Genomic DNA, 12,509 nt, shown 5'->3' with positions numbered 1-12,509 from the left:
TACGGCAGCTCGTCAATGAACCGGTAGAAGCGCGGCTTCTTGTAATTGGCCAGCATCGGATGATCGCTGCNGTACTTGTTCAGTTCTTTGGCTGTCAGCTCCGGATCCTCCTTGATCACGTAAGCGACGATCGATTCGCCGCGCAGCTCGTCCGGCGCGCCGACGACGACTGACTCCTTCACTTTTGGATGCTGGTTCAGAATTTCCTCGATCTGCACCGGGTGGATATTTTCGCCCGAGGAGACGATCATGTCATTTTTACGGCCGACCACGGTCACGAACTCATTCTCATCCCAGGTCCCCATGTCCCCGATGTACACCCAGCCTTTATAAAAGACCCGCTCGCTCTCATTCGGGTTGTTCACATAGGCATACGTGGATTTGCCCGGCGACTTGACGATGATCTCGCCGACTTCGCTGCCATCGCGCGCCACGACATCATCCGGTTCCGCCCGTCTGTCCGGGTAGACCTTAACGACCACGACATCGTCGTCGGTGCAGGAACGTCCGGCCGATCCCGCCATTTCCGGCAGATCGTAAGGACGGAGGAACGTGTTCCAGAATGCTTCCGACGTGCCGTAGCCATTGAAAATATTCGGTGTCAGCGTCTCCTGGAATTTGATGCAGTCCTCCCGCTCCAGCGGCGCACCCATCGTCACGATGCCTTTTAATTTGGACAGATCCACAGGGTTTTTCTTTTGGGCGTCATAGAGCATCTTGAGCATAGGCGGCGCCCCGATCAGGAAGGTCAAGTTGTATTTCTCGGCGAGTTCCAGGCATGTTTTCGGATGGAAGTATCGAAGAATGACGATTTCGGCCCCTACATACAGGGATGGAGTCGGTCCTCCGGAATGGATGCCTCCGCGGTGGAACCAAGGGCTCATATTCATCGTTTTGTCGGTAGGGTTGAGAGGGAAATGCATCGCCACGTCGTGGGCGGACAGGATGTCGTTGATGTTGTTGATTGGAACCCCTTTCGGCTGGCCGGTGGTTCCCGAGGTATACAGGCGTGTAATTTCATCGTAGATGTGGGATGGCCGCTCGATGTCCGGGTTATGCTCCGGCTTGTCCTGCACATAATCGCTGTAGGTGATGTGATCCGCAGGTGCCTCTTGATTGCCGTTCATATCGACCATCACGATTCGGCGGGGGCGGTGTTTGGCCATGGCCAGCGCCTGCTCGGCCGTTTCCTTGATTTCCGCATCGTAGATGTAGACGGCAGGCTTGCTGTCATCGAGGATGAACGCGGTTTCTCCGGGGGAGAGCTTGAAGTTGATCGGGCAGTTGATCGCGCCGATTTTCTGCGGAGCCAGGTAGCTGAACACAAATTCGGCCGAGTTGAGCAGCTGGTACACAATGACCTCATTTTTGCCGACTCCGTCTCCGAGCAGGGCATGCGAGAGGCGGTTTACTTCCCCGTTCAGCTCAGCATAAGTCCAGGTGCGCTCCCGCACCGGATCGGTCAAGGCCGGACGCCCCGCAAACCGGTGCACGTTCCGCATAAATCCGTTGATATACGTAAAATCATTTTCAAATGTATCTTTAAACATCCGAACATCATAGGTGAATTGTTGTTCCATGGTACCCATCTAACTTCCTTCCTTCATATTTAAAATTAAACCTTTGCGAGACTTCGAAAAGCGGAACAGGGCTTCTTGCCCGTCCGCTTCGTTAATTGGTTCCTTCGTATTTCCCAACGATCAGGGACGTATTTTGTCCGCCAAAGCCAAAAGAATTGGACATCGCGATACGGACCTTCGCCGCTCTCGCCTCATTCGGTACATAATCCAGATCGCATTCCGGATCCGGCTGCTCGTGATTGAGCGTGGGCGGAACGATCCCTTCGCGGATCGCCTGAATGCAGGCAATCAGCTCCGTGACGCCGCCCGCCCCCATCAAGTGGCCGGTTGCCCCTTTGGTCGAACTGACCGGGATTCGGCCTGCCCCTTCGCCGAATACGGCTTTCAGGGATTTGGTTTCGATCCGGTCGCCAAGCGGTGTGGACGTTCCGTGCGCGTTAATATAATCCACGTCGGACGGAGTCAGCCCGGCTTGTTCCAGGGCCTGTTCCATACACCGCACTTCCCCGGCTCCTTCAGGCTCCGGTGATGTCACGTGGTAGGCGTCAGAGCAGTTAGCGTGGGCGAGCAGCTCGGCCTTAATGTCGGCTCCCCGGCTCTCGGCCGATTCGAGCCTTTCCAGAATGACGGCGCCGGCTCCCTCGCCCATCACGAACCCGTCGCGATTGAGGTCAAACGGCCGGCTCGCTTTGGCCGGATCGTCATTCCGGGTCGACAGCGCCCGGGCCGACGCCAGTCCGGCGTCCATCAGTCCGCACAGGATGGATTCCGCGCCGACGGCCACGACCGCATCCGCTTGTCCGGACTGCAGGAGCATGGATGCCATGCCGATGGCGTCCGCACCGGAAGAGCAGGCGGTGTTGACCGTATAGCTTGGGCCTTTGAAGCCATATGCGATCGAAATTTGGGCGGCAGCAATGTTGCCGAGGATTTTGGGAACCAAATACGGGCTCACGCGGGCGCTTCCCGTTCCGGTCATCTGCTCCTGCGCCGCCGCTGCCGTCGTGATGCCTCCCAGCGCCGTTCCCAGCACGATGGCCACCCGCTCAGGCTTCTCGTCGAGTTTACTGTCAGCCAGCGCCTCTTGGGCTGCCACCAGGGCAAACTGCATGAAAATATCGGTCTGTCCGGCTAACTTTTTCGGTATGTAGTCCGTGGGGTTAAATGCTTTGACTTCGGCTGCAATCTTGACCGGCAGCTCCGAGGCATCAAACCGCGTAATGCTTCCGATCCCGCTGTTTCCTTTCAAGAGATTGTCCCAGTAGGCCGGCACGCCGATGCCGATCGGGGTTACGGCCCCCATACCTGTAATCACTACGCGCTCCTTCACTCAGAAAGCACCTCCTCTCTCTTTTTGCCGCAAAATATATCGTCCTTGCTTGTAGATTATGCTTAGGCCGATGGCTTGCCTGCCAACGCGCCGCTCCATGTGCTGCTGATCTGCTTCCACAACTCCGGGAAACGCTTCTCCACGTTAAAAGGAAGACCCTGGTCATCCACATACGTATGGGACGTCGTCCCCTCGCACGCCAGCTTTCCGTCCTGCTTCAGCACCTGATAGGTGAACGTCATCCGGCTCCGTGACAAGGCTGTCAGCGACGTGCGGACCGTGACGGGCTCCTCTGGGCGGAGCATTTTTTTATAATCACAATCCGCCTTCAGGCAAACCAGCGAAATGCCGTTACCATGAAAGGTTTCCATGTAAGGAAATCCGTATACGTGCATGAATCTCATGCGCCCGTTCGTGAACCAATCAAAAGCCTTGGCGTAATAGGAGATTCCCGCCGCATCGCAGTCCCCCCAGGTCACAACCATCTCCATGTCATTGCTGGGAAAAGAATCTGCCAATCTCGCTCCCTCCTTTCGCTCGTGCTATTTTTCACACTGAACATTATACTCCGATTATCAAAAATAAAAAGTAATTTGCTAACTTTTATAAGGTGGTCGACTCTTTACCTGTGATTCCAATCCACAATTGAATCCGTTGTCCATTCAAAGATTGCCCTGCCGGCATGTTTTCAAACCGCGAAAATTTTGATTGAAATACGCCTGAGAATCACTACAATTCAGATTAGGCTTGTTGGTTATTATTTCATGTCCAATTGGGGGAAATATGTTGAGAAATACGTTGATGAAAGTCCTCTCGTCCGCGGCGCTGCTCAGCGCCATCGCCGTACCCGCCGTTAGTGCGGAAACCGCCACCACCCAGTTCTCGGATATCGCCGGATCCTACGCCAAGGATGCCATTAACGAGTTAGTCGAAAAGGGCATCGTTAATGGAAGGGGCGACGGCAAGTTCGACCCTTCCGGAAAAATTGAAAGACAGGATTTTGCAATCATCCTTGCCAAGGCATTAGGTCTGGACGTTTCCAGTACACCAACGTCGCCGACTTTCTCGGACGTACCTTCAGACAGCTATGCCTATGCTTCTGTCGAGGCCGCCGTCAAGGCGGGGCTGATCAAGGGGCAGGGGGACGGAACCTTCGGCACCGGCTCCAATTTGTCGCGCCAGGATATGGCGGTCCTGTTCGTTCGCGCTCTGGGCGTCGATTCTCAGGGGAAAGGCTCCATTTTAAAATTTTCCGACGCGAGCTCCATTTCCGACTATGCCAAGGATGCTGTCGGCGCCGCGGTTGAGCTCGGATTGATTAATGGAGGCACCGACGGCAAATTTGATCCAAAAGGCGGTGCGGCGAGAGAAGCAGTGGCGCTGGTGGCCAGCCGTTTTTTGACGCCAAGGAGATCATAGACAGCCAAACGCCGCCTTCGCAGCCGGATCCAGCTCCAACCACGCCAGCGGAACCGGCCAAGCCGACCACTCCAACCCCTCCGGCAACCTCTGTGCCATCCTCATCGGGCGGAAGCAGCAATAGCGGGGGCAGCTCTAATGGGAATAATGGCGGCAGCACGCCTAGCCAGCCGGAAACGTCAGCACCGGCGGTTGAATTGGTCTCTTCGTCTCCACTAAATATTGGAGATCCGATCAAATTAATCAGCAGCAAAGTAGGCAAAGTGTATCTGGTGCCGTATGCAGCTACTCCAACGAGCAAAACGGACCTAGAATCACTGCCTGATTTGTTAGTGAGTTCAGTTCTTTACGCGAATCTGGTGACGGAAATGCAAACATCTTCGTTGACAGCCGGAGAATACAAAGTATATTTCGTAGATTCCGAAGGGCGTATGTCGGCGCCGTCTGCTAAAATCGTGCTTCAGGTTAAGGACGAAAAAGGTCTTTCGATAGCCCGTGTGAATCAGGGTAGTTCGATCCTTGTGGGAGAAAGCGGGTTTGTTTTAAGAGATATCATTAGTCAAGAGCTTGGACAAGAGATTGATCAAGAGCCTAATCAAGAATTAGACTTGCTTGAAAGCCGGGACATTAACGATCTAATCCAGGTAAAGCAGGACGGCGATACACTTCACATCAGCTATAACACCGACAGCCGCCGCTTTGAAGTCATTGCGAATGGTATTCCGCTCGCCGAAATTGGGATTCAGCCGGTACCAGATTCATCTATATCGGTTGAACCAACTGAGGATGGCGTACGCATCTGGCCGGGCATGGAAGCTACCGAAAGTACAGAAGCGTCCCTGCGATTTACGCTGTATTCATATACTGAAGAGGAAGAGCGTGGGGCGGAGCTTGGCCAGGTGGATCTGCCAATCCGTTTTGACTTTACAGCCCCGACGGTTACTGGCGTGACTTACCAAGACGGCGTTATCACGGTGACAACAGATCAACAAATGGGTGCTCTCCCACTCGTAAACAGCATCACCTATTCTCCTAGCGGGGCGTTCAATGGCGACGAACATTTTCTTTTAGACAATGTACCCGTAATTGCGTTAAGTGAAGATTTCAAGCAATTGACTATAGATATAACTGAGTTACTACTTAACGAACTGCCCTTGAACGAAAATGGAAAATTCCGCTTGGTGATCTCAGATCTTAGAGACGCGGCGGGCAACCTGTCCGACAAGGAAACCACCCTTGATGTGAGGATATCGAACGTTGACCCAGACGCCATTTCCGAAGGCGAATAACGCACACAAAAAAACGGCCAACATCCTTGGCCGTTTTTCCATTTACCCCTCCTGCCCCACAACCTTCATCCTCAGCAGCCGGGTCCGGGTCACCATCCCTGCGCTTTCCAGCGTCCTCTTGGAAGCCTCGTTGTAATACCAGCAGCCGCTGAGCGGCCGGATTCCCTGTCCAGCAGCCGCTGAGCGGCCGGATTCCCTGTGCATGGCACCATGCTTTCAGCCACAAATAATCTTTCGCCCTATTCCCTGATGGCGGTACGACTCGTTCGTAAACATGCCGATACTGGCGGTGCCTTCGATCAAGGCTGAGCGCTCCACAATGCCGACTCCCAGCAGCTCACTGCCCCGATAACAGGTAAAGAGCTCTCCCTTTTGGATGCGTAATGCGACAGAACCCAGAAAGTCTCCGCATACCCGCTGGATGTCCTCCAAATCGGCAAGCTCTGCGGAACGTAATACGCCCAGGTCTGAACCTGGATCACTCGTCAAGTCCATCCCGCTGTCCTGAAAGAAATAGGCCTGCTTGGCGATAGCCATGTCAAGGTCCAGGGCCAAGCTGAGCAGCAGCTCATCTCCCGTCGACACGAACACCTCATTCACCTGATGCTCTTCAAGCACCCGCCGCAGTAGAACCTGCGCATGCCTCTGGTGAGGCCGGCGCAAGTAAAACTGCGTCAGCAGACTGTGATCATGAATGGCGTAATATCCTATCGACGCGTTTTCAGACAGGATGATATAAAATTGCGAGGCCAGAATATACTGCTCATGAAAGGTATCAAACGGCGAAGACAGACCTTTTATGTACTCTTGCAGAAGTTCTCGTATTTCTTCGATCCCACACGCTCTGGTGTCCATGCTCGAAACATCCCTTCCAACCATCTTTTTCCTTCATTTTACATCGGCTTCCCGCTGGCCGAAACTACAAAAAAGGGCCATTCTCACACGGAATGGCCTTGTGTTTCACAGAACTTCTGGAGCATCTCTTGCAGCTCGCCCCAGTCAGATTTTAAATGCCCCCATCAAGGGCATAATCATCTGCAGCATATTCATGCCCACCCGAATATTCGGAATGATCTGGCCGAACATGCCCATGATTCCTCCGGGTTGACCATCTGTCTGGCGCTGCGCATTTCCCTGACGACCGCCGCCAAACAAAGCGCTCAAGATGCCGGATACCTGCACTTCTTTATCCCGTGTCGGCGGGCCTGTCATCTTCGACCGTCCTCTGGCTGCGGACAGTACAACCTGCCCGTTCTCAATACCCGTTACGTAGCCTACATACTGCGTACCATCCTTGAGCACCACCCAAACCGGCTGCCCCAACAACTGGGCGGCTTGTTTAGGATCGACAACATACTCCTGCTTCATGAATCTCACCTCGCTTTTCAGCAATCTGATCCGCCCGCCAATCCCTTGCCTCCGATCCATACCGCATAAGACAATACATCGCCGAACTCTTCGTAGAACTGATGATTCCTTTGCAGCAGCTGCAGCGCTGCCGGATCGTCCAGCCACTCTATATCGAACATTTGGTATGGATCAAAAGATATGCTCACTCCCTGCTCCTGCAGCGAAGCCAAACGGTCCGAAGGAAGCCGCGCGTCCAGACTGCGGAAACCCGCCTGCTTCAATAGCTGCTCCCATTCTTCCAAGGAAGGAATGTCCCGGGCGCCGTATAGCTCCTGCGACGCTTCCTTCAGCCCCGGATGGTCCTGCTTCCGGACCATTTCCCGGTCGTATAACAATCCGCCGTCCTTGAGCACGCGGTGATATTCCTTCAAGGCAGCCGGAATGTCCACAAATAAGGTAACCGATTCGACAAAAACGACATCGAACCCGCCGGCTTCAAACGGAAGTGAGGCGGCATCCGCAATCCGGAAGTCGACCTCCACCTCCATGGCCTCGGAACGCCGGCGGGCTTTTCCGATCATGCCGTGATGCACATCGACGGCGGTTACCCGGTAGCCCATTTTCGCCAAATGACAGGCCGTTCTCCCGGTTCCGCAGCCTACCTCCAGAATATTCGCCCCGGCCGGTATGGCGTCGCGCTCAAGGAGTGCCAAGGTGCTGTCAAAGCCGCCTGGATGAGCAGCCCCTTCACCCAACGCAGCCAACATATCAAAGTACTTCAACGTTTTTCGCCTCCATCAGGCACTCCGTCCGGTCTTCGGCCCGCCATGGCGGACGGACAGGTCTCCCGTTTTCCTTTTAAAAAAAGACCCCTGCATTCCCTATCGTCTGCAGAGATCAGTTCACATCCGGCAAAGCGCCAGTATATATATCGTCTATTCTATTTAGATGAAGAGGAACGGTATCAGGAATAATAAAGCAATGGAAGTCCAGGCCAAAGCCCCGTATCCCGGCGGGTAACCGTAACCGTAGCGGCCGCCATAGCCGCCGTAAGGACCGTATCCCGGGTAGCTGGATGTCTTGGCTTTTTGCTGCAGCTCGCTTAGCTGCTTGCTGGCTTTTCCGGGGTTCGTGGACAGAATGGTCGCACGGGGAGCAGCGTCGCCGAGCTCCAGTCCATGATCCGAAACTCCCTTAATCGTGCCATACACTTGCGTACCATCCTTAAGAACCGCACAGACGTGCTTGCCGACATACGATCTGCACGTATCAGCCGATGGTGATTGGATCAGCATCATGCCTATTCCTCCTTCCCACTTCATTCCTTTATCCTATTCACCTGCATCCGAAGTCGAAAGGGGAATATGACCATTTATAGGGAGCCCTCGCCAGAAAGGCCTTGATGCCCATATTCTCAAAAAATATGGTTCCCATTTTAATCAAGTCATCCATGTACCGGTTATAAAAAAGAAACCCGCGTCTCCTAAAGACGGGGTTTCAATCACATCCGGCTTCACTAATCCGGCATACCGGGTCAGCAATATATCGCAGACGCATGAAGCCAGATGCTCATAGGCGACTGTTATCAAGTTTTGCTCCCACAGCGAACCGACATATCGCATGGCCGGCGCCAGCCACTGCTCGTAGATATACAGGCTGTTCCTGCCGGACTCAACTTGCTCCATAAGGCTGGCCCAGCATTCTTCTGTCCTTCCGCCAATCATTTGTTCAGCGAGCTGTTCAATGCCCATATTTATGCAGCGGCAGCCTCCTTTTCCGTCGGTTATGGATATATCACAACTCATATATTAGTTATATATACTATCATCCATACGGATAGAAAGGAATGTAGATTCAACACAGGTTTTGTCGAATTTGACGACCTAGGGCATGTTCCTCTACGATGAACACAAATAAAAAATGATAGACTTGAAAACTTTGGGAGATTATACCCATGATCTTTATTATAATAAAATTAGCCCTTATCCGAGGGGCAAGGAGGAACATGCTTGTATATCGTTTACTCAACTGTCGTTGTACCCGCCGATAAGGCCGACGAAGTTATCCATATTTCGCCCAATGAAACAAGCCGGCACTTACGAATGATTGATCGATCGGGTGACGCAGCTGATTTACGAAGCCGACCCTTCACTCATCGAACGGTACGGCGAGAAAAGAGTGCAGAAATGCAAGGATGATAATGCGCACCACATGCGTCATCTGGAAACGGCACTCGAACTTGACGATTCACGGGTATTTAGCGATTATGCCGTTTGGCTGAATGGTATTCTGAACACTTACGGCATGGAAACGCGTACTCTGACGGACAACTTCCGATACCTTCAGCAATCTCTTTCCACAGTGGATGAATTGGACGAGCCCACCAAACGGGCCTTCGGCCAGTACCTGACCGATGCGATAAATCGGCTTGAGGCAGATCAAGATTGATTGCTTTTCAAGAATGATAACGGAAGGGGTAGACGCGGATGAACGGGAATGGACGTAATGAACTGCAAGCTGCAGCACCGGTATCGACACAAGAACTGACGCTCGTGAATAAGGATACACAGGAATTGGACCCCAGCTTTGTGGTGGGTCTGGGTGCATCAGCCGGCGGACTGGAAGCATTGGAGACTTTCTTTGACCAAATGCCGACAGACACGGGGATGGCCTTCATTGTCGTTCAGCACCTTTCTCCGGATTACAAAAGCCTGATGGACGAGATACTGCGCAAATACACTTCCATGCCCATACGCGAAGCCAAGCACGGCATGAAAATCAACGCGAATCATATTTATTTGACCCCTCCACGTAAAATCCTCACCGTTATGGAAGGACGTCTGCAGCTGACCGATTCCATTCCGCCTGCAGCCCTGCACCTGCCGATCGATATGTTTTTCCGCTCACTTGCCATGGCCTACGGCACCAAAGCCGTAGCCGTAATTATGTCCGGGACCGGCACCGACGGTTCACGGGGAATACATGACATTAAGGAAGCCGGGGGACTCGTCATTGTACAGGACAGTCAATCGGTTAAATTTGACGGAATGCCCAGCGGCGCAAGGCTGTCCGATAACGCCGACGTCGTGCTGGCCCCGAAAGAAATGACCGAAAGGCTGATGGAGCACGTGCATGGCGCAGCGTACGAGAGCATGACAACGGTCCGGGAAGCCATTACGACCGAGCAATACATTCAGCTCATTTTTGAGAAAATCCGCCAGGAATGCGGCGTAGACTTTACCTATTACAAACGAAACAGCGTGCTGCGGCGGATCGAGCGGCGGATGGCCATTCATAACGCCCCATCTATGGCGGCTTACATGACCTATCTGGAGGAACACCGCGAGGAGCTGCAGGCGCTGCGGAAGGATCTTCTGATCGGCGTCACCAATTTTTTCAGGGATCCCGAAGCGTTCCAGACCATTTATGACAAGGTACTCCCGGAAATTTTTGAGCGCAAAAGCCTCTCCAAGGAAATCCGCGTGTGGGTAGCGGGGTGCTCGACGGGGGAGGAAGCCTACTCGATCGCGATGCTGATGCGCAAATATGCGGATACGCTGGATGAGCCCTATCTGATTAAAATATTCGCCACCGATCTGGACAAGGAATCGATCGAATACGCCAGCCAAGGCATCTATACGCAGAGCAACATCAGCCATCTTTCGGAAGAAGATCAGGAGCGCTTCTTTATTAAGGACGACGATATGTTCCAGGTGAGCAAAGACATCCGCAAGATGGTTGTGTTCGCTCCGCAGAACATCATCAAGGACCCCCCGTTCAGGAATCTCGACCTGATCACCTGCCGGAACATGCTGATTTACCTGCAGCCGGAAATGCAGCAAAAGGTGCTTTCCCTGTTTCATTTTGCGCTGAATCCGGAAGGCTTCCTGTTCCTTGGGCCCAGCGAAACGATCGGGCGCTTTGCAGGGCAGTTCGATTTTGTGGACCGGCGCTGGAACATTTTCTCGCACAAAAACGGAAAAACCGAAACGGAATCACGGCTGTTTTCACTCGAAGGGGGGATTTCGCAGACTCAGTCCTACCGTAAAACTGCCCCTCCACCGGCTGTTTTACGCGATCCGGCATCACCTAAGCGTCTGGAAGATCTGCAGGGAGCGCTGGTCGAGGAGCATATTCCGCCCGGCATGATCGTAGACCAAAACAACGATGTCATTCACCTGAATGGTGCGATCAACGATTATCTCATGCTTACCCAAGGCAAGCCCAGCTGGAATTTGTACAAAATGATCGACCCGAACGTATCCGTCGCGGTATCGGCCGCCGTCCAGAAAGTCCGGCAGGAGCGGCGCGGCGTCGTCTACCACTCCCTTGGCATCGCCACCAACGCCGGCGAAACGGTAGTGGACCTACACATTCGGCCGTTTTCGCTAAAGAATAAATCGTTCGATAAATACGTGCTCATCCTGTTCTTGGACCCCGAGGAGCCGGATGCCGCGGCGCAAATGGTTCTGGAGCCGTTCGAAATCGACCGCAACGTCAGCTCCCGGATCATTGAGCTGGAGCAGGCGCTCCTAATGGCGGAGGAATCCCTTCAAGCCACCGTTGAGGAGCTCGAGACGTCCAACGAGGAGCTGCAGGCGACGAACGAAGAGCTGGTGGCCGCGAACGAGGAGCTGCAGAGCGCCAACGAAGAGCTGCAGTCGGTGAACGAGGAGCTGGTGACTGTCAATACCGAATACCAGTTTAAAATCCAGGAGCTCACCGACGTGAACAACGACATGAACAATTTTCTGGTCAGCACGCGCATCGGTACCATTTTTCTGGACAAACGGATGTGCATCCGCCGCTTTACCCCGGCCATCACGAAGGAGATCAACCTGCTGGAGGTCGATTACGGCAGGCCGATCGAGCACATCTCCCACCATTTTAAATACGATACGCTGGTGGCCGATGCGAAGCAGGTGCTGCAAACGCTCGTTCCTTTTGAGAAAGAGATCCAGAGCCAGGACGGCACCTGGTACAGCATGCGCATCCTGCCGTACCGTACGGAGCAAAACTTCATCAGCGGGGTCGTGCTGACGTTCGTGAACATCACGGATCTCAAGGCGGTAAATGAAGAGCTGACCAAGCTCAGCTACGCCGTCGAGCAAAGCCCGAGCATAACCGTCATTACCGACGTCGGCGGGTCGATTGAGTACGTGAATCCGAAGTTCACCGAGATTACCGGATTTAGCCTTTCCGAGTCGCGGGGAAACAGCCTGAAGGCCTTTTGCAAGACGTCCGCGGGAAGTCCTACGGTCGATCTGATCATGGAGACGGCCAAAAACTGCGGTATCTGGAAAGGCGAGCTGAACAGCACCAAGAAGAACGGGGAATTGTACTGGGAATCGGTGAAGCTCATTCCGATTAAGGACAAGAAGGGCGAGATCATCCACTTCGTCAAACTGTCCGAGGATATCAGCGAGCGCAAGCAGGCGGAAGAGATGCTCCGCAAGACCGAAATGCTGTCGGCCGTCGGCCAGTTGGCTGCAGGCATCGCCCACGAAATCCGCAACCCGCTGACCGCGCTGAAGGGCTTAC

13 protein-coding genes are annotated in these 12,509 nt (G+C 53.6%); 4 read left to right on the top strand and 9 right to left on the bottom strand.

Annotated features, from left to right (window positions below):
• From CPT76_RS29855 to CPT76_RS29845, 3 genes are all read right to left on the bottom strand, one after another.
• Window positions 1–1,502 (bottom strand): class I adenylate-forming enzyme family protein (locus CPT76_RS29855; RefSeq protein ID WP_483870081.1); only part of this gene is annotated, 1,502 nt, incomplete at its 3' end.
• 169 nt (window positions 1,503–1,671) lie between these two features.
• A complete protein-coding gene (gene fabF / locus CPT76_RS29850; protein WP_105445453.1) occupies window positions 1,672–2,910 on the bottom strand; it encodes a beta-ketoacyl-ACP synthase II in 1,239 nt (412 codons plus the stop codon).
• 62 nt (window positions 2,911–2,972) lie between these two features.
• Entirely contained in the window at window positions 2,973–3,428 is a 456-nt protein-coding gene (locus CPT76_RS29845) for an acyl-CoA thioesterase (protein ID WP_105445452.1), read from the bottom strand.
• 268 nt (window positions 3,429–3,696) lie between these two features.
• Between CPT76_RS29845 and CPT76_RS29840 the strand changes: the two genes are divergently transcribed.
• Entirely contained in the window at window positions 3,697–4,329 is a 633-nt protein-coding gene (locus CPT76_RS29840; RefSeq protein ID WP_181153123.1) for an S-layer homology domain-containing protein, read from the top strand.
• Window positions 4,330–4,421: 92 nt separating this feature from the next.
• Window positions 4,422–5,618, top strand: a complete 1,197-nt coding sequence (locus CPT76_RS29835; RefSeq protein WP_146116461.1) for a hypothetical protein — start codon at window positions 4,422–4,424, stop codon at window positions 5,616–5,618.
• A gap of 42 nt (window positions 5,619–5,660) precedes the next feature.
• On the opposite strand, the gene CPT76_RS37975 is transcribed toward CPT76_RS29835, so the two are convergent.
• From CPT76_RS37975 to CPT76_RS29810, 6 genes are all read right to left on the bottom strand, one after another.
• Window positions 5,661–5,822 (bottom strand): hypothetical protein, encoded by a 162-nt coding sequence (locus CPT76_RS37975; protein ID WP_181153121.1) that lies wholly within the window; start codon window positions 5,820–5,822, stop codon window positions 5,661–5,663.
• Window positions 5,823–5,834: 12 nt separating this feature from the next.
• Window positions 5,835–6,473, bottom strand: a complete 639-nt coding sequence (locus CPT76_RS29830) for a GNAT family N-acetyltransferase (RefSeq protein WP_105445449.1) — start codon at window positions 6,471–6,473, stop codon at window positions 5,835–5,837.
• Window positions 6,474–6,617: 144 nt separating this feature from the next.
• Complete coding sequence (locus CPT76_RS29825) at window positions 6,618–6,986, bottom strand: LSm family protein (RefSeq protein WP_145162524.1); 369 nt, start codon at window positions 6,984–6,986, stop codon at window positions 6,618–6,620.
• Window positions 6,987–7,003: 17 nt separating this feature from the next.
• Complete coding sequence (locus CPT76_RS29820) at window positions 7,004–7,750, bottom strand: class I SAM-dependent methyltransferase (protein WP_105445447.1); 747 nt, start codon at window positions 7,748–7,750, stop codon at window positions 7,004–7,006.
• 162 nt (window positions 7,751–7,912) lie between these two features.
• On the bottom strand, window positions 7,913–8,266 hold the full coding sequence (locus tag CPT76_RS29815; protein ID WP_234489810.1) for a hypothetical protein: 354 nt from the start codon (window positions 8,264–8,266) through the stop codon (window positions 7,913–7,915).
• Window positions 8,267–8,407: 141 nt separating this feature from the next.
• Window positions 8,408–8,719 carry a B12-binding domain-containing protein gene (locus tag CPT76_RS29810; RefSeq protein WP_181153119.1) on the bottom strand — a complete coding sequence of 104 codons (312 nt, stop codon included), beginning with the start codon at window positions 8,717–8,719 and terminating at the stop codon, window positions 8,408–8,410.
• Between the two features lie 355 nt (window positions 8,720–9,074).
• On the opposite strand from CPT76_RS29810, the gene CPT76_RS29805 reads away from it, so the two are divergent.
• Together CPT76_RS29805 and CPT76_RS37970 are read left to right on the top strand one after the other, a co-directional pair.
• Window positions 9,075–9,416, top strand: coding sequence for a hypothetical protein (locus CPT76_RS29805; protein WP_105445445.1), 342 nt, complete (start codon window positions 9,075–9,077; stop codon window positions 9,414–9,416).
• Window positions 9,417–9,454: 38 nt separating this feature from the next.
• The coding region (locus CPT76_RS37970; protein ID WP_105445444.1) for a CheR family methyltransferase at window positions 9,455–12,509 on the top strand (3,055 nt) is incomplete at its 3' end.

This window comes from Paenibacillus sp. AR247 (assembly GCF_002968895.1).
GTDB classification, from domain to species: domain Bacteria; phylum Bacillota; class Bacilli; order Paenibacillales; family Paenibacillaceae; genus Paenibacillus_AQ; species Paenibacillus_AQ favisporus.
This window is presented reverse-complemented; position numbering and strand designations above follow the sequence as displayed.